This is a genomic window from Acidobacteriota bacterium, from assembly GCA_022340665.1.
Classification (GTDB): Bacteria; Acidobacteriota; Thermoanaerobaculia; order Thermoanaerobaculales; family Sulfomarinibacteraceae; genus Sulfomarinibacter.
In genome coordinates this window covers 1-17,304 of sequence record JAJDNM010000102.1, presented here as the reverse complement: position 1 = coordinate 17,304, position 17,304 = coordinate 1, and the positions used below count along the sequence as shown (strand labels likewise).

Here is a 17,304-nt window from a genome sequence, read left to right as displayed (position 1 = left end):
CTCGAACAGCGCCGGCTCTTCGACCAAGCGCTGGAGTATCTCGTGGGATCCGCTGCGATGATCAGTGCCGAAGACGGCTCGGCACACCCCGAGCTGGTGCTCGCAGTGTACGAGCCCCTCAGGGGGATGACCGCGGACGGGATCATCGCCGAAGCTCGGAGGCGGCGCCTGGATGAAGTCAGGGCTGCAGTCGCGACCCTCGAGCAGCAGAAGACCGGATCAGACGAGGCACGTGCCGAGCTGGAGAAATTCCGGTTGGTGAAAAGCAGGGTCTACAAGATCAATCGCGGCTTTCTCGAATGGCCGGTGATCGAGTTCAAGGCCGAGAACGGCACCGACAGCACGGTCTGGCTCATCAGATTCCGTGCCGCCCTGCTTCAGCCGGGCGAGGATGAACCGTGGCTGGTTGAAGAGTTCGATCATGTGGTTCTCAACGGGCTTGCGCCCGGCGAGGGTGATCTCTGGCGCATCGAGCCTGAGCAACAGGAGTGGGTGCAGCTGATCGATCCCCACCCGGACTTCACGTTTTCACTCGAGATCATGCGGCTCGAGGGCCTCGGCGGTACCGAGATCGCCGGGACCGCTTGGGGAGATATCGAGGAGATGCGGCTCGCGCTCTACAACAAGACCCTCGATATGATCAGGTCGAGCGGAGAGCTCGCGCTCGACATGCCCCCTCGATAAGGCGTCAGTCGTCAGCCGTTGACAATCAGGTGTCAGTCGAGAGTGTTGACCTCTCTATCGCTCTCGGCGGGCCGAGGTGAAAGGGAGAAAAGCAGAGGGAACGCGGTGCAAACGCCTGTCGCGCGAAGATTTCCTCTGCCCCTCTGCCCGTTTTCCCTTCTGCTACTTGAGCCTCGGCAGATGCTGACCGGAGCTGTGGCCTGGTGTTGTGGACGCCGTTCAAGCCTGATTATGGCCACAGCCAGCCGAAGACGCCGCCGGTCAACAGTCCGTAGATCAGGCCATCGAAGACGTGCTTGATCGTCATGCTCCAGGGCTTGGTGTTCCAGATCGCGTCCGAAAAGTGGGCGAACCCATAGGCCATGAAGCTCGCGCATCCGACAACCCTGAAAACCTGAAGATACTCGGTGCCGGCCGGAAGCGTTCGGCTCGCGAGATAGGCGGCGAAGAGGCCAACGGCAATGGAGTATATGAACCACAGGACGAGGTGCTTGCCCATTGCCGGTGGTCCGCTCGGGTTGATATTGGCGGTCCCCACCGGGCCCCGGGTGTACTTGACGTTCATCTCGGGGGTGCCCATTTCCTTCATGCTGCCGGCGAAGGGAAAGGCGTAGAACCCGGGGCCAGCCTTTGCACTACGTATCGCCTCGAGCACAGCGTCCTCGTCGGGGAGCTGCCGGTACTCGGAGTTGTGGTATTTCAGGGCCATGTGGATGACGGAGCTTACAACAAACACCGCCACCGCGGACAGCAGGATCGGGAGCCAGAGCGAGGTCAGGGATATCATCTCAACACCTCCATCTTCGAATTTTGTGATTCTGTCTCGATTTCTCGAGTCTGCTTATAGCAGCCTCGAGCGGCGAAGCGCAACCCCGCTCGGCTCGGTTCAAGTTTGAGGGTTGAATAGGAGCGGGACGAATCGAACGACGTGAGGGAGTCTGCGGCGGTCGTCGACAATGGCCGCGAACCATGAGCGGGCGGAACCGTTTTTCTCGAGGCGGGCATCCGTGAGACCGTCTCGTTGCAGATGGGGCGCGACGGACCACAGACTCGGGGCTGCGAGTCTCAAGCCTGTTCGGGCGAACTCGATAAACGAGAACTCACGCATGAAGACCGCTTTGACAGTACGTCGAGCACCCCGAGGCGAGCGGACAACGTTGGGTATGGTACATCGCCGGCCGCAGTAGAGGCTTCATGAATAATGCGGGCTAGAATAGAGGTCGTCGCAAGAAGGAGGTGTCATGTCGCAATTTGATGTATGCAGGGTCAAGATTTTGAATTCCGTGCTGGTTGCCGCTTTTCTGGTGATATGCGGCAGCTTGGCCGCCGAAGCTGGCGGGGGTCTCGGCTTCGAACACATCGCAGCCATGAGGTCGGTCGGAGACGTGGTCATCGCGCCCAACGGATCATTCGTGGCCTATACGCTGAACGTCCCACGGATTCCCGGAGTCGACGAAGATGGCGGGGCTTGGCGGGAGCTGCACGTCGTCGCCGTCGAAAACGGCGTCGACAACACGTATGTTGGCGGCAAGGTGTCGGTCTCGTCGATTCGATTCTCGCCCGACGGCCAGCTCATCACCTATCTCGCAAAGCGAGATGATGACGAAAACACTTCGCTGTGGGCCATTCCGCTTTCCGGCGGGGAGTCCCGCCAACTGATCGAGTTCGAGACGGACATATTGGACTATCGCCTCTCGCCCGATGGCAACACATTTGCATTTGTTGCCCGTCAGCCGAAGTGCGAACTGCGCTCGGACCTCGAGTCGAAGGGCTATACCCAGGAGGTGTTCGAGGAGGACTGGCTCCCTAAAAAAGTTTGGATTGCTCCATTCCCTCCCTTCGAGGCGCCTGTGGCAATTCCGACCGCGGAAATTGATGAAGAGGAAATCGGCCCGAAGGCGCTCGAAATCGAAGGATCGGTATCACAGTTGAGGTTCAGCCCGGATGGCCGGAGTCTGGCGGTCGCCGTCGCGCCGCGCCCGCTGGTAGACGACGAGATGATGTTCAAGAAGGTAACGATCGTCGACGCCGAGAGTGGTGCAGTTCAAACGCAATTCAACAATCCGGGAAAGCTGGGCGCGTTCGAGTTCAGCCCTGACGGTAAGACGATCGCCATGATTTCGGCGGAGGATCCGAACGACCCGTCGGCGGGATGCCTGATGGTAGCGCCCTCGACCGGTGGAGAGCTGCGGAACCTCGTTCCGGGTCACGACGGACACATCTATTCGTTCGCGTGGCGGGACAACGCCACGCTGATGTTTGTCGCAGACGAAGGCGAAGAGACGCGCCTGGCTGAAATTGGTGTCGGAGGAGGGGAGTCGAAGACCGTTGCGACTTCGGGTGAGGTAAAGAACGGAGATCGAATTCCCGTCATGTCGCGTCCCAGTCTGTCGCGGGAAAATGGACGAATCGCGTTGATCGGGGAGTCGCCTGCACATCCGAGAGAGGTCTATGCGATGGCCCGTGGTGAGGCCACACCCCGCCGTCTGACGGACAGCAATCCGTGGTTGGCGGATGTGGATCTGGCGCCGCAGGAGGTTTTTCGCCATCAGGCGCGGGACGGCCTCGAGCTTTCGGGCGTCCTGATTCGACCGATGGGAAGCCAGGTGGGACCTGCTCCGTTGATCGTGTTCGTCCACGGAGGTCCCGAAGGGCACCGCCGAAACGGCTGGCTATCGAGCTATTCCGCCCCGGGTCAGTTGGCCGCAGCTCGGGGGTATGCGGTGTTCTACCCCAACTACCGCGGCAGCACCGGCCGAGGGGTTGCGTTTTCGAAGCTGGGTCAGCACGACGCTGCGGGCAAAGAGTTCGATGATGTGGTCGACGCAGTCGACGCATTGGTCGCTGCAGGCATCGCAGACACGGATCGTGTGGGTGTCAGCGGAGGATCTTATGGCGGATACGCGACCGCGTGGTTGAGCACCACATACTCGGAACGGTTCCGCGCAGGTGTGATGTTTGTTGGCATCAGCAACAAAGTCAGCAAGGGCATGACGACCGAGATCCCGGTCGAAGACATCATGGTCCACTCTCGTTTCCCGCCCTACACCAATTGGCAGTTCAGCCTCGAACGGAGCCCGATCTACCACATAGAGAAATGTAGGACACCGCTTTTGATTGCGGGCGGCACGGCCGACAGCCGGGTACATCCGTCGCAGAGCCTGCAGTTCTACCGAGGCCTCAAGCTGATCGGAAAGACGCCCGTGCGGTACGTGCGGTACCCGGGCGAGCGACATGGTAACCGGCGGGCCGCGTCGCGAGACGATTACTCGCGCAGGCTGATGCGATGGATGGACCATTTCGTGATGCATGGGGAAACGGAGCTGCCTCCGTGGCGCGTGGAGTACGCTGAAGGAGTCGCGAAGGACGTCGAGGATTGAAGGGGCAGTCCGAGTCAGACCTGATCACAACGGGGAGATTTCAGAGGTTGCGACGTCGCGGCGGTGCTCGACGGGGCCGAGATCCACGAGCCATCGCAAGTCAAATTCAATAACTGAGATGGACGATGTAACGAGGATGTTATGATGCGCCCATCCGGGTCGCCGTTCCTTGGATGACCGGCGATCGGCGCATCATTCCCTGGAGGGATTTTTCATGAAACGACTTTCGATTCTGCTGTCGATCTGCGCCGTGATGGCGCTGATCGCTTGCGGCGGACAGGCCACGAGCGAAGGGCCTGGTGACAACCCGTTTTTCTCGGAGTGGACTACGCCGTTCGGCGTGCCGCCATTCGACGAGATCGAGGAAGAGCACTTTCTCCCGGCCTTCGAAAGGGCGATCGACGAGTGGGGTGCCGAAGTCGAGACGATCGCAGCCAATCCCGATCCTCCGACATTCGAAAATACCATCGTGGCGCTTGACGGGAGTGGCCTGTTGATGACGAGGGTAGGGAGCGTCTTCGGAACACGGCGGAGTGCGGACACCAACGAAAACATTCAGACCATCGCCAAAGAGGTCGCTCCTATGACCTCGAAGATGCGAGATGACATCCGCATGAACCCGCAGCTCTTCGGACGGGTGAAGGCCCTCTACGAGCAACGTGACGAACTCGCTCTGGATGCCGAGCAGATGAATCTCCTCGAAAAGGCCTACCGGGAGTTCGTGCGTGGCGGCGCCGAGCTGGCCGATGTCGACAAAGAGCGCTTGCGCGAAATCAACAGCAGGTTGTCGACGCTCGGCCTGAACTTCAGCGACAACGTTCTCGCCGAGACCAATCAGTTCCAACTCTTCATCGACGACGAGGCAGATCTCGCGGGGCTTCCACCGGGCGTGATCGAGGGTGCGGCGGCTGCGGCGTCCGAGGCGGGCAGGGAGGGTGCGTGGCTGTTTACGCTTCATTGGCCGAGCTACTATCCCTTCCTCGACTACTCGGCCAACCGTGAGCTTCGCGAACAGATATTCACCGCATACATCATGCGCGGCAACCACGACGACGAGTACGACAACAAGGAGATCCTCTCCGAGATCCTGGAACTGAGGGCCGAAAAGGCAAAGCTCCTGGGGTTCGACACGCACGCCGACTTCATTCTCGACGAGAGGATGGCAAAGACTCCGGAGGCGGTCTATCAGCTGCTTGACGATCTATGGCACCCGTCGCTCGCGGTGGCCCGTGACGAGGCGGAGGCCCTGCAGGACGCGATCAGGGAGGATGGCCAGAACTTCGAGCTCGAGCCCTGGGACTGGCGCTACTACACCGACAAGGTCCGGCGGGCGAGATACGACGTCGACGAGCAGGAGGTGCGCTCGTATTTCATGATCGACAACGTAATCGATGGCGCGTTCGAGGTCGCCCACCGACTCTATGGCATCGACTTCACCGAGCGCCACGACATCCCGACCTATCATCCGGAAGTGCGAACCTTCGAGGTGACCGACGCCGACGGCAGCCACCTCGGCGTCTTCTTGGCCGACTACTATCCCCGTCCCGGGAAACGAGGCGGCGCCTGGAGCAGCGATATCCGCGGACAATGGGTGCAGGACGGCGAAGAAATACGGCCGGTTGTGCTCAACGTCGGCAACTTTTCGCGACCGGCGGGGGAACTGCCTGCCCTCCTGTCGCTGGACGAGGTCCATACCCTCTTCCACGAGCTCGGTCATGCTTTGCACACGCTCCTGTCTGATCTTCGATACCGAGGCTCAGCGGACGTGAAATGGGATTTCGTCGAGTTGCCGTCACAAATCATGGAGAACTGGCTTCTCGAACCGGAAGTGCTCAAGCTCTACGCCAAGCATTACCAGACTGGCGAGGTGATTCCCGACGAGCTGGTCGAGAAGATCCGCGCCTCGGAGCAGTTCAATCAGGGCTTCGCTTCGGTGGAATACCTTGCGGCGTGCTACCTCGACATGGATTGGCATACGCTTGAAGATCCAGCAGGGGTTGATGTCAACGAGTTCGAAAAGGCGTCAATGGACAGGATCGGACTCATCCCCGAGATCGTGGTTCGCTATCGAAGCCCGTATTTCAGTCACATCATCGGAGGCTACTCGGCCGGGTATTACAGCTATATCTGGGCCGAGGTCCTCGATGCCGACGCCTTCGAGGCATTCAAGGAGACCAGCCTCTTCGACCAGGAGACGGCGAGGTCATTTCGGACCAACATCCTCGCGAAGGGAGGCTCGGAGGATCCCGAGGTGCTGTACGTTCGTTTCAGAGGGCGGAAGCCGAGCGTCGAACCGCTCCTGAGGAAGCGCGGCCTGAAATAGGTTCGGAAGTCTTGTTTCGATTTTTCGACGGGCGGCAGCTCGTGCTGTCGCCCTTCCGCCGTGTGGATCTCGTTTCCCGGCGGGAGTAGAGTCGGACCCCATGTCAGCGCCGAGCCCTCTAGTGAAGACCGTCGCCCTCGGAATCCTGATCCTGGTGTGGGGGACGACGTGGGCGGCGATCACCATCTCGCTTCGGGGGATTCCACCCTTCACCGGGGTGGCCCTCCGCTTCGCGATCGCGGCCAGTTTCCTGATCGCCTACGCCTGGATGAAGCAGATTCCCCTGCGGCCCGTGGAGCCGCGATACCGCCGCCTGACAGTGCTTCACGCCCTGCTCACGTTCTGCGTGTCGTACGGAGTCGTGTTCTGGGCCGAGCAGTGGGTGCCGTCTGGACTCGCGTCGGTCCTCTTCGCGACGTTTCCCCTGTTGGTTGCAGTGTTGGCTCATTTCGTTCTGCCCGAGGAGCGGATGACGGTTTCGGTCTTCTTCGGAACTGCACTCGGATTCGCTGGCATCGCGGTCATTTTCGCCGAGGATTTCGATCTTCTGGGCGGACCGATGGTGGGATTGGCGTCGGTCGTGATGCTGTTGTCGCCGCTGGCTGGAGCTGCTGTCAGCGTATCGGTAAAAAAATGGGGCTCGGGGATGCGCCCGATTGCGTTCAACGCTGTCGCGATGGTCATGGCTGCAGCGATCATGGGTCCGGTTGCGGCGTTGGTCGAACGTCACCGCGCCGTGGCATTCGACCCGGCACCGGTAGCTGCCCTGCTCTACATGGCGATCGCCGGCACCGCCCTCACCTTCCCCCTGTATTTCTGGCTCCTCGAGCATATGGAAGTCCGGCAGGTCGCGTTGATCGGATACGGGACTCCGGTTGTCGCGCTTTTCATCGGTGCTGCGTTGATGGCCGAACCCATGACGCCGCGAACCTGGTTCGGATCGGCGTTGGTGGTGGTCGGCGTAGCGGTCGCGTCGCACGCTCGAGGGCACACCGATGGAGAACTCCGTGACGGCAGCCGAGCGAGTGTTTTCCCCGATTCGTCGAAGAGATGAACGGAAAGGCTCGTCCCAAACCTCGGGAATTGTCCTGCATCACCAAGGCCCGAAGCCTGGCATGGCTACAATGGATTCATGGGCACCCAGAAGGTCAAGGGCTCAGTCCTCAAGTCCAGGTTGGCGTTCGTCGACCAGCAGTTTGGACCGGAGGGGCTCGATCGGGTCATGGAGAGCCTCGATCCGGAAGACCAGAAGGCGCTGCGGGGCCTCGTACCCGTCGCATGGCTCGATTTCGAAATCGGCAGGCGTCTCGATGACGCCATCGTCCGGGTTCTGGGTGGCGGGAGGCCGGAGGTCTTCGAACGTCTCGGCGCAGCCTCTGCCGATGCGAACCTGACGACGGTACACGCGGCATTCCTCGCGCCCGGCGACCCGCAGGCGTTCCTGGCCAAGGCACCCCAGATCTACCGCATGTACTACCAGGTCGGTCGCCGAGAGTACGAGCAGACGGACGAACGGGAGGGAATTCTCACCACTCACGAGGCCGAGACATTCTCCAAGGCCGACTGTCTGACTGTGATCGGCTGGTACAAACGAGCGCTCGAGCTGTGCGGCGCCAAGAACCCACGAATCGTGGAAGAAAAGTGCCGCGCCCGTGGTGACGAGGTGTGTCGCTATCGCGTCAGCTGGCAGTGATCTGATCGGCGTAGACAAACCTCGGCTGGGCTTCATGTCGACCTTGTCTGAACCGCGGAGATCGCAAAAAGCGCAAGGATGACGTTGAGAGATTTTTGTATTCTCCTTGGCGATCTTGGCGTCTTTGCGGGTCGAACATAGCTGCAACAGCGCGCGAGGGGCGGATGCGTGGTTCAGAATCGCAACAGAGCTGCCGCCCAGTGGAATCCCGCACCAAACGAAGTCAGCAGAACCATGTCTCCAGAGCCAATCCGACCCTTGTTTCGCGCCTCCCACAGGGCGAGGGGGACCGAGGCCGAACCGGTGTTGCCGTAATCCTGCACGTTGATGTACATCGTGTCGTCGGGCACGGCGAGTGCTTTCTGAACCGCACTGATGATGCGGAGGTTCGCCTGGTGTGGGATCACCAGTTTGACGTCGTCCACGCCACACCCTGCCTGAGCCAGGACTTCTTTTGCCGCAGCGCTCATGCGGGTCACGGCCTCGCGGAACACCTCCCGACCCTTCATCACCACCTTTTTGTGATCTCCGCGCTGCGCACCCTCGACGGTGAACGGCATTCGCGTGCCACCCATCTCGAGACCGAGGATCTCTGCCTGGGTCCCGTCAGTTCCGGCGGTGAAAGCGAGGATTTCGGCTGCATGCTGGCCAGCGCCGACGACTGCGGCTCCGGCGGCGTCACCGAAGAGAACGGCGGTCGAGCGATCCTCCCAGTTCATCAATCGCGTGAGCAGCTCGACTCCTACGAGCAGGATCTTTCGACTTCCCGCGCTGGCCCGTGAGCGGGCGATGTCGAGGCCGAGAACGAATCCGGCGCAACCGCTGCCACCGAGGTCAAAGGCGGGCACCTCCCTGGCTCCGAGCCGATTTTGGAGGTGTGACGCGGTGTCGGGAATGTAGACCTCCGGTGTGTCGGTAGCGACGATGATTTCGTCGATCTCCTCGATTGCCGTGTCGGCATCTTCGAGCGCCCGTCGGGCAGCGGCTGCGGCGAGGTCGACGGTTGTCTGGTCCTCCTCCGCCAGTCTTCGTGTCTTGATGCCGGTGCGCGCGGTGATCCACTCATCGGAAGTGTCAACATGTTCGGCCCAGTCGTCATTTGTCATGATCCGTTCCGGCAGGTAGGCGCCGAGACCGAGGATGCCGATGGTGGGTCCAGTCATTGCGTGCTCCTCTTGTGTTGATGAGTCGAGGGTAGATCATCGACGACTGACCGTACGCTCAACCCAGGATTTTCTTGAATGTCGTCTTGAACGGTCCCTCGTAGCGCTTCACGACGAGCACCGAGGCGGGCGAGTATCGGGCGACATTCTGTGGGATCTCCCCAACCAGGATTTTTCGGAAGAGCGGTTCTTTGGCCGCCCCGATGATGACCAGGTCGAAATCCCGGCTTGCCTTGCCGAGGCCGCCGGCGACCGAAGTGGATTCGATGAGTTTTTTCTCGACCGGGACGCTGAGCTGCGAATGGGCGAGGGTCTTGTCGATCCAGTTGGTGGCGGTGTGGCGAGTGTCTTCGTCGGCGCCCGGAGGGACGACGTAACCCACGGTGACGACCATGTCGAATGCCTCCGCAAGCGCATTGAGGAGGTCTGCGGCGAGCTGCGCATTCGGTCCGCCGGCGGTCGGGAAGAGACAGGTATGAAAGTCGTCGCCGGCGATCTTGAGAACCATCAGGTCGCATGGAGCGAGTCGGACAATGTGGTCGACGGTCTCCCCGAACACCCGTTTGCTGGTATGGGTGAATCCCTTCCAGGCAAGGAGCATCATGTCCGCTCGGTGGCGCAGCGCGCCGGTGAGAATGCCCTCCTCGACCCGGTGAGCGATGACCAGGTCGGTTTCGATCGTGACTCCGAGCTCTCTGCCGTACTGCTGGGCAGCTCGAAGCAGGGCCTCCTTGTGGTGTGCGAACCGGATCCCCTCGTGAACTGGAAGCTGCGGCGGGACCTCGACCACCGTGATGGCCACCAGACGCCTCTGGCGCTGCTCTGCCACCGGCGCTGCGAAGTCGATCAGGGTCTTCATGGAGTCCGGACTGTGGAGGACCACCAACACCGAATCCTCGGGCCGAGGCTCGTCAACGCGTCGCGAGGGCACGAGCACCTGAGGCTCGATGTCGCCGGCCAATTTGTCGGAGTAGGCGTAATAGAGAAGCAGGCCGAACACGATCCAGCCAATTGTGATGTACCAGGCGATCGGCTGGAACGTGAATTGGTAGAGGGCGAGGAAGACGTTGAGGATGATGCCGAGAATCGGCGTCAGGGGATAAAACGGCACCCTGTATTTGCGCTCGATCTCCGGGGACTTGCGCCGCAGTGCGATGACCGAAAGATTGACCAGCGCGAAGGTGAGGAGAAAGATGAGGCTCGCAGCCGAACCGACTGTTTCGATCGGCAGCGCAACGGCCATCGCAAGCAGGATCACGCCGGTCACGATGATGGCAAACTTCGGCGTTCTCCGCACCGGATCGATGTGAGAGATCTTTTTCGGCAACCAGCGGTCGCGGGCCATCGAAAAGGCCACACGGGATGCGGCGAGTATTGTCGCGTTGAGCGCCGACATTGTTGACAGAAGTCCGCCGACGACGATCACAGCGACGCCAAACGCAGGCATGAACTGTTCCGCGGCGCGGACGATGGCGGTTTCTCCGTACTTGCCGAGAAACTCCCAGGAGGCCATTCCGTCAACTGAAATCGCTCCCAGAGAAACGAAGAGGATGAGAAGGTACATGACGATCGTGACCGCCAGGGCGATGAACGTCGCGCGCGGGATGTTCTTTTCGGGCTCTTTGATTTCTTCGGCCACAGTCGCGATCAGGTCGTACCCCTCGAAAGCGATGAACGTCAGACCCATCGCCACTACGACGCCGCTCGCGCCGAGGGGGAAGAACGGCGTGAAGCCGGCGGCGGATTCGGCTGGGGCACCGAAGATTTTCTTGAGCCCGTACGCGACGAAAATGCCAAGCACGACCAGTTTCGCCATTGTGAGCGTGTTTTCGGCCAAGCCAGTTACCTGTGCCCCTCGGATATTCAACCTGAGGAAGATGAAGCTGACCAGGAGCGTGACCAGGGCGATCGGAACGTACTCGCCGGCAACACCGAATACGCTTTCGGTCAGCCCGGGCATGTACTTGTGAAAGACCTCCCAGAAATAGCCTGCGAAACCGAGGGCGTAGAGGCTGCAGGCCACGGTGTAGGCGAACCACAACATCCAGCCCGAGATGAACCCCATGGCGCCGGGAAAGGCGAGTCGAACGTATGAGTATCCGCCGCCCGCACGGGGAATGGCCGATGCCAGCTCGGCGTACGCGAAGGCGGTCAGCAGGGTAACCGCACCGTTGAGCGCGAAGGCGAGGATCGAAGCCGGCCCCGAAACGCCCGCCGCGATGCCGGTGAGAACGAAGATGCCGGCGCCGATCATGGCGCCGACACCGATCATCGTGGCGTCAAAGAGGCCGAGATCACGGGCGAATGTAGTTTCGCCAGAACTGGAGCCCTGAGGTATGCGGCTTCTTCCACTGTTGGTCGGACTCAAGTGAATGTTCTCCGGTTTGGCGCTCAGGCTTTTTCGAGGTCGAATTCTGCCGTGTCGAACCAGTACCCGGTGCCGGACACGAGATCCATTTCGGCCTGGACGATGGCGACGTGGCCCTCCTCGATCTCGACGAAGCGCTCGAAGAGACGTCGGCCATCTTCATCGAGGGTAGCGACCATTTTTTTGTAGAACGCGCTGGTTTCGCGCTCGACATCGAGAGCCTTCTTGAGGCTCTCGAACTCCGTTCCCCGGACATTGCGGCCGTCCGGTTCCAGCCGTTCGCGCAGTTTCGTGGTGGCGGCTTCGATGGCCGACTTGGGCACGAGGACCGTGTCGAGCTTGGCGAGGGTAACCGTGCCTGTCGACCGCCACTCCTCGAGCCTTTCCTTGAGATATTTGATGTGCTCCAACTCCTCGTCGCACAACGTCGAGAAAACCTTCCGTGCAACTTCGTGCTGCGCATTTTCAATTGCTTCTGAGTAGGTCTTGTGGACGCGACCCTCATACTCGAGCGCGGTGGTGATCGCCTGCTCCAGATTCATCACGGGCCTCCCGTTGGTTCATCCTACTACGGGCACGACCCGTCGAAATGATTACTGCGCACCCTGACGGTTCCTAGGACCCATCGGAGACGAGGACTCGGGTTACGGGAATCAGTTTGCCCGAAGGATATCGGCGCCGGGAAGCCTGCGCAGTTCGGGACAGAAATGTGAGAAATCCGTGAGGCGTTCGTGAATTTCGGGCTCCATCGTTGGTCTTGCGGCGGCCGAGGTCGCCGAACCAACGAAAGGAGAGTGAGCATGAAACGGACGATTATTCTTGGAGTACTGGCGATCGTGGTGACGACGTGGGCGGTGCCCGCGACGGCGCAGGACATGGTGAGGGTCCAACTCACCAATGTGAGCAAGCAGATCATCAGCCCACCGCTGCTGGTCACTCACACCTGGAAGGCTCGGGCGTTCATTCCCGGAAACCCCGCCTCGGACGAGCTTGCGATGTTGGCCGAGGATGGCGACCCGATGCCACTCGCGGCCTTACTCGGCGAAAGCGACGAAGTGTTGGACGTTGTGGTTTCTGACGGTCCCCTCATGCCCGGAGCCACTTTGGTCTTCGATATCGAGAAGAGGGGCAGGTTCAACCGGCTCAGTGCGGTCGGAATGCTGGTGACGACGAACGATGGCTTTTTCGGAGTCGACAACGTCTTCATCGAGCCGGGTGGGCAGCCCCAGCGGGTCTCGGCAGTCGCGTGGGACGCGGGAAGCGAGGCCAACAACGAGCTTTGTTCCGTCATCCCGGGGCCGCCCTGCGGCAATCATGAGCGCGCCACCGATGGCGCGGAGGGATTCATTCACGTCCACCCGGGCCTCCACGGGGGAGGCGATCTGTCTCCGGCGGAATGGAACTGGCAAAACCCGGTCGTCGAAATCAAGATCCTCAAATAGTAACCAGGACTCGATCTCGAGCTAACTGCTGATGGTACGGGGTGTGACGCCCCGTACCATCAGCGACCTTCGATCTGCGTTGTCCGACAGGCTGACTGCGGGGGGAATGATGAGCAAGGACATATTGGTAATCGAGGACGAACCTCAGCTGGCGAAGCTTGTCGAGATGCACCTGTGCGACGCGGGATGCCGGGTCGAGGTCGCGCTGACTGGCGCGAGAGGGCTCTCCCATATGACAAAGGGTCGATTCGATCTCATTGTCCTCGACCTGATGCTGCCGGATATGGACGGCCTCGATGTGTGCCGCGAGCTTCGCCGGCGACAGGATTACACGCCCATCCTCATTCTCACCGCTCGTTCCGGAGAGGTCGACAGAGTTCTCGGCCTCGAGTTGGGCGCCGACGATTATCTGACCAAGCCTTTCAGCGTGCGTGAGCTGGTGGCGAGGGTCAAGGCAATACTGCGTCGCGTCGATCGAATGGCCGAGGAGCAGGCGGATTCGATCCCTCTGGACTTCGATGGGCTGACAATCGACCGCGAAAAGAGGAGAGTGTCTATCCGGGGCGACGGCGTCAATCTGACCGCCAAGGAGTACGATCTTCTGCTTCAGTTCGCTCGCCATCCCGGGCGGGTCTACACACGAAGTCAGCTCCTCGATCTGGTTTGGGGATACGGTGAGGGCACGTACGAGCACACCGTCAATTCCCACATCAATCGCCTCCGCGCGAAGATCGAAGAGGACCCGGCGGAACCACAGTTCATCCGTACCGTGTGGGGAGTGGGATATCGCTTCTTCGATCCTGCGGTCGCTGGAGGGTGAGAGATGTCGACCATTCAAAGGTCCGAAATCGCGAACATGAAAATGACGGGATGCTGAAGTGATACGTCTGAACACGAAGCTTTCGGTCGCGCTTTTCGGACTGTTTCTGGTGGTCGGCGGTGTGACCCTCGTTGTGACCCTGGTAACGAGCTATCTCTATCAACGGGAGGTACAGCAGCGCATTCACCTCGATCTCGCCGCCAACATGGTCAAGGAGAAGCTGCTCATCGTCGACGGCGAGATCGATCGCGACGCACTCGAACATGTCTTTCACATGATGATGGTGGTCAACCCGACGATCGAGCTTTACCTGCTCGACCCATCGGGCCACATCCTCGCGTACTCTGCTCCACCGGGACGAGTGAAACTCACTGGGGTGGCTCTCGGTCCGGTCCGCGAGTACATCGCAGGAGGGCGGCGGTTGCCGATCGTCGGTGAGGACCCACGCCATCCGGATCGTCGAAACATCTTTTCCGCCGCGCCGATTCTCCGTGACGGAGAACTCGAGGGATATCTCTACATCGTGCTCGCGAGTGAGCAGTTCGTGTCCGTTGCCGAGATGCTCAGGGGGAGTTACATCCTCCGAGCCGGAGCGGTGGCGGTGGCTGGCATCACCGCCATGGCGTTGATTGGCGCGGTCCTGCTTTCGAGAAGATTGACGTCTCGGCTGACGAGACTCACCCGGGAAATGGCGGTGTTGCGTCGTGAGTCCCTGGGTTCCGGTCTCGATGAGATTGGTATATCTCGCCTTCCCCGAAATCACGATGAAGTGGACGAGCTGCGGGTGACGTTCGATCAGATGGCTTCGCGAATTGAGGATCAGATCGTCAAGCTGGAGGAACAGGATCGTCTTCGCCGCGAGATGGTCGCCAACGTGTCACACGATCTGAGGACACCTCTGACTCATCTCCAGGGCTACATCGAGACCTTGATTCTCAAGGAGGCCTCCCTCGAGTCCGAACAGCGACGCGAATACCTGGATATCGCACTGCAGCAAGCCAGCCGTCTTGGCCGTCTGGTATCGGACCTGTTCGAGCTGGCCAAGCTCGACGCGCTGCACGAGCCGCTCGAATGCGAACGCATGCCGATCGGTGAGTTGGTACAAGATGTCGCACAGAAGTATCGGCTGCCGGCCGAGGACCGCGGAGTGTCCTTGCGAGCCGATTTGACGACTGAGCGCGTGTGGATCTCTGCCGATGTCGGGTTGATAGAACGGGCCCTCGAAAACGTCCTCGACAATGCGCTCCGCCACACATCCGAGGGGGGAAGAATCGATGTCAGGCTGGAGCCGCTCGGTGAGTGGCTTCGGATCGAGGTGTGTGACACCGGCTCGGGAATCGCCTCCGCCGATCTCCCACTGGTTTTCGATCGGTTCCACCGCTCGCAGGCGGCGTCAGCCGGGGGAGAGGACAGGGGAGCGGGTCTGGGCCTGGCGATCGCGAAAAGAGCCGTCGAGCTTCATGGCGGCAACATCCACTGCGAAAGCGAAGAGGGCGTGGGGACGACCTTTCGGTTTGAACTGCCAGCATTCGGGACGACTGAAGGCCTCGCTCCGCCTCCCGTGTGACCGCGTTCAATGCTCGGCGCGCTCTTCTTCCTCGGCGACCAGCGACCAGACGCCGTCCTCGTGAATGAGCCGGTCAGTCGAGGGATCGTAGCCGCAGTGGGGGCAGGTGGAAAATGCCGAGGAACTCGAAACGGGGTTCTCCCAGTGAACGTAGGCTTCACCGCACCGGGGACAAAAGACTTCGATCATTTCTTCGGTCGGGCTCATGGCACCTCCCTTCAGCTTTTCGGACAGGATTTCCTACTTTCAATATAGGTTCTCAACCCGCATTTTTCACGAAGCCTCTACTGCGGCCGCCGCTGCACTCTACCCGGCGGTGTCTGCTCCCCCCGGGGTGCTCGCCGTACCGTCACGTACGCCTCCGCGCCCGTCGGTTCGCTCACCCCGCCGGGCACAGCACCTCGCCGACCTCGTCACGAGACCTCATGAGTAATGCGGGTTCACCCCCCAAGCGTCAGTCCTCGAGGGGCGGAATGGCCGGTGACACGGCGGCGTCTATCGCCGGCACCTGGCGAAGCCTCGCCCGGAGATCGAGGCTGTAGATGGCAAGAGCGGCCCAGATGAGTCCGAAACTGATGGCATGAGCAGTGGAAAACGGTTCATCGTAGACCAGGACCGCGAGCAAGAAGGTGCAGGTCGGCGCGATGTACTGGAGGAGGCCGGCAGTCGACAGGCGGATTCGCCGCACGCCGAGGGTGAAGAGGATCAAGGGTACGGCGGTGACGGCGCCTGAGACCACCAGCAGGAAGTCGGTTTTGAAACCCAGGTGACCGAGAGCCCCGACCCCGAGGCGCTCCTGGTGGACGAGCAGCCCTACGGCCAGTGGGGTGAGAGCGGCTGTCTCGAAGGTCAGGCCGACCACCGCGTCGGCATGAACCGTTTTCCGGAGCAGAGAGTAGAGACCGAAAGAAACCGGTAGCACGAGAGAGATCCATGGAAGCTCGCCGGCCTGCACGGTCAACAGGACGACCGCGAGAGAGGCGAGGGCGACGGCCGTCCATTGGCGCCGGTTGAGCCGCTCGTGAAGCACGACGAGGCCGAGGAGTATGTTGACCAACGGGTTGATGAAATAACCCAGCGAGGTCGCCAGCACTCGGTCGGTGACGACCGCGTAGATGAAGAGACCCCAGTTGGTAGCGATGAAGATCGTCGACGCGAGAAGCGCAGCGACTGTTCCGGGGCGTCCGAATACCTCTCGCAGATCAGGCCAACGCCTGCGGACCGTCATCCAGATCGAGACAAAGACCAGGCCCCAGACGATCCGGTGGGCGAGGATTTCGATCGCCGGTACGTGTTGCAGCATCTTCCAGTACACCGGCACAATGCCCCAAAGCAGGAACGCTCCGGTTGTGTACAGCAAGCCCAGTTTGGTCTCTCGACTCAAATCCCCACACCTTCCAGGGAGTGAACGCTGGCGACTCGGGGTTTATTCGACCGAACTCGCTGGGCCGCCTGGAATTTCGTAGGTCCCGTCGAGGCGGGCAACCATCTCCTCGTACCGCCGGTCGAGCTCGCGGAGTTCGGCGCGGTATTCTCCCTCATCGACCTCGCCGCGATCCCGGCGCGCATCGAGGGCCGCGCGATGCGCTTCGAGCCAGCGATCGGGGTCGAAGTTGTAAGTCACCGTGCTTGTCGGACCTCGTCCACGGATCCGGACGCTCCTATCCCGCCGATGGATTCTTTCCGGTCGGTTTGAAGGTCGGTTCGACACCCATCTCTTCGAGCAGGTGCCAGGCCTCATCGATCCGATCCATCACCCACAGCATGTACCGGACATCGACGTGGATCGAGCGAGTTACCTCGGGAAGGAAATCCCAATCAGAGATCATGCTTTCCCAGTTGCCGTCGAAGAGCAACCCGACCA

The 17,304-nt window shown here is 60.8% G+C and carries 16 protein-coding genes; 8 read left to right on the top strand and 8 right to left on the bottom strand.

The annotated features are described in order from the left end of the window. Positions 1–684 (top strand): hypothetical protein (locus LJE93_12090; protein ID MCG6949642.1); only part of this gene is annotated, 684 nt, incomplete at its 5' end. A gap of 229 nt (positions 685–913) precedes the next feature. Here LJE93_12090 and LJE93_12085 read toward each other — a convergent pair. Beyond that, positions 914–1,471 (bottom strand): hypothetical protein, encoded by a 558-nt coding sequence (locus LJE93_12085; protein ID MCG6949641.1) that lies wholly within the window; start codon positions 1,469–1,471, stop codon positions 914–916. Positions 1,472–1,925: 454 nt separating this feature from the next. On the opposite strand from LJE93_12085, the gene LJE93_12080 reads away from it, so the two are divergent. From LJE93_12080 to LJE93_12065, 4 genes are all read left to right on the top strand, one after another. Continuing rightward, positions 1,926–4,064 (top strand): S9 family peptidase, encoded by a 2,139-nt coding sequence (locus LJE93_12080; protein MCG6949640.1) that lies wholly within the window; start codon positions 1,926–1,928, stop codon positions 4,062–4,064. A gap of 214 nt (positions 4,065–4,278) precedes the next feature. Beyond that, positions 4,279–6,387: a M3 family metallopeptidase gene (locus LJE93_12075; protein ID MCG6949639.1), complete on the top strand. Its 2,109-nt coding sequence runs from the start codon at positions 4,279–4,281 to the stop codon at positions 6,385–6,387. A 100-nt stretch (positions 6,388–6,487) separates the two neighbouring features. Continuing rightward, positions 6,488–7,441: an EamA family transporter gene (locus LJE93_12070; protein ID MCG6949638.1), complete on the top strand. Its 954-nt coding sequence runs from the start codon at positions 6,488–6,490 to the stop codon at positions 7,439–7,441. Positions 7,442–7,519: 78 nt separating this feature from the next. Continuing rightward, positions 7,520–8,080 carry a TIGR02265 family protein gene (locus LJE93_12065; GenBank protein ID MCG6949637.1) on the top strand — a complete coding sequence of 187 codons (561 nt, stop codon included), beginning with the start codon at positions 7,520–7,522 and terminating at the stop codon, positions 8,078–8,080. Between the two features lie 173 nt (positions 8,081–8,253). On the opposite strand, the gene LJE93_12060 is transcribed toward LJE93_12065, so the two are convergent. The 3 genes from LJE93_12060 to LJE93_12050 are packed head-to-tail and all read right to left on the bottom strand — an operon-like array spanning position 8,254 to position 12,153. Further along, a complete protein-coding gene (locus LJE93_12060) occupies positions 8,254–9,243 on the bottom strand; it encodes a beta-ketoacyl-ACP synthase 3 (GenBank protein MCG6949636.1) in 990 nt (329 codons plus the stop codon). Between the two features lie 58 nt (positions 9,244–9,301). Continuing rightward, positions 9,302–11,611: an amino acid permease gene (locus LJE93_12055; protein MCG6949635.1), complete on the bottom strand. Its 2,310-nt coding sequence runs from the start codon at positions 11,609–11,611 to the stop codon at positions 9,302–9,304. Between the two features lie 23 nt (positions 11,612–11,634). Further along, positions 11,635–12,153 carry a hypothetical protein gene (locus LJE93_12050; protein ID MCG6949634.1) on the bottom strand — a complete coding sequence of 173 codons (519 nt, stop codon included), beginning with the start codon at positions 12,151–12,153 and terminating at the stop codon, positions 11,635–11,637. A gap of 258 nt (positions 12,154–12,411) precedes the next feature. Here LJE93_12050 and LJE93_12045 point away from each other — a divergent pair, with 258 nt between their 5' ends. The 3 genes from LJE93_12045 (at position 12,412) to LJE93_12035 (ending at position 15,440) form a co-directional block, all read left to right on the top strand. Further along, positions 12,412–13,053, top strand: coding sequence for a spondin domain-containing protein (locus LJE93_12045; protein MCG6949633.1), 642 nt, complete (start codon positions 12,412–12,414; stop codon positions 13,051–13,053). Between the two features lie 109 nt (positions 13,054–13,162). Beyond that, positions 13,163–13,873 carry a response regulator transcription factor gene (locus tag LJE93_12040; protein MCG6949632.1) on the top strand — a complete coding sequence of 237 codons (711 nt, stop codon included), beginning with the start codon at positions 13,163–13,165 and terminating at the stop codon, positions 13,871–13,873. Between the two features lie 58 nt (positions 13,874–13,931). Then, a complete protein-coding gene (locus LJE93_12035; GenBank protein ID MCG6949631.1) occupies positions 13,932–15,440 on the top strand; it encodes a HAMP domain-containing histidine kinase in 1,509 nt (502 codons plus the stop codon). Between the two features lie 6 nt (positions 15,441–15,446). Here LJE93_12035 and LJE93_12030 read toward each other — a convergent pair whose 3' ends face one another. From LJE93_12030 to LJE93_12015, 4 genes are all read right to left on the bottom strand, one after another. Beyond that, a complete protein-coding gene (locus tag LJE93_12030) occupies positions 15,447–15,647 on the bottom strand; it encodes a phage terminase large subunit family protein (GenBank protein MCG6949630.1) in 201 nt (66 codons plus the stop codon). A gap of 247 nt (positions 15,648–15,894) precedes the next feature. Beyond that, on the bottom strand, positions 15,895–16,824 hold the full coding sequence (gene rarD, locus LJE93_12025) for an EamA family transporter RarD (protein ID MCG6949629.1): 930 nt from the start codon (positions 16,822–16,824) through the stop codon (positions 15,895–15,897). A gap of 42 nt (positions 16,825–16,866) precedes the next feature. Beyond that, positions 16,867–17,064 (bottom strand): hypothetical protein, encoded by a 198-nt coding sequence (locus LJE93_12020; GenBank protein MCG6949628.1) that lies wholly within the window; start codon positions 17,062–17,064, stop codon positions 16,867–16,869. A 37-nt stretch (positions 17,065–17,101) separates the two neighbouring features. Next, positions 17,102–17,304: S46 family peptidase (locus tag LJE93_12015; GenBank protein MCG6949627.1), on the bottom strand; the 203-nt coding region annotated here is incomplete at its 5' end.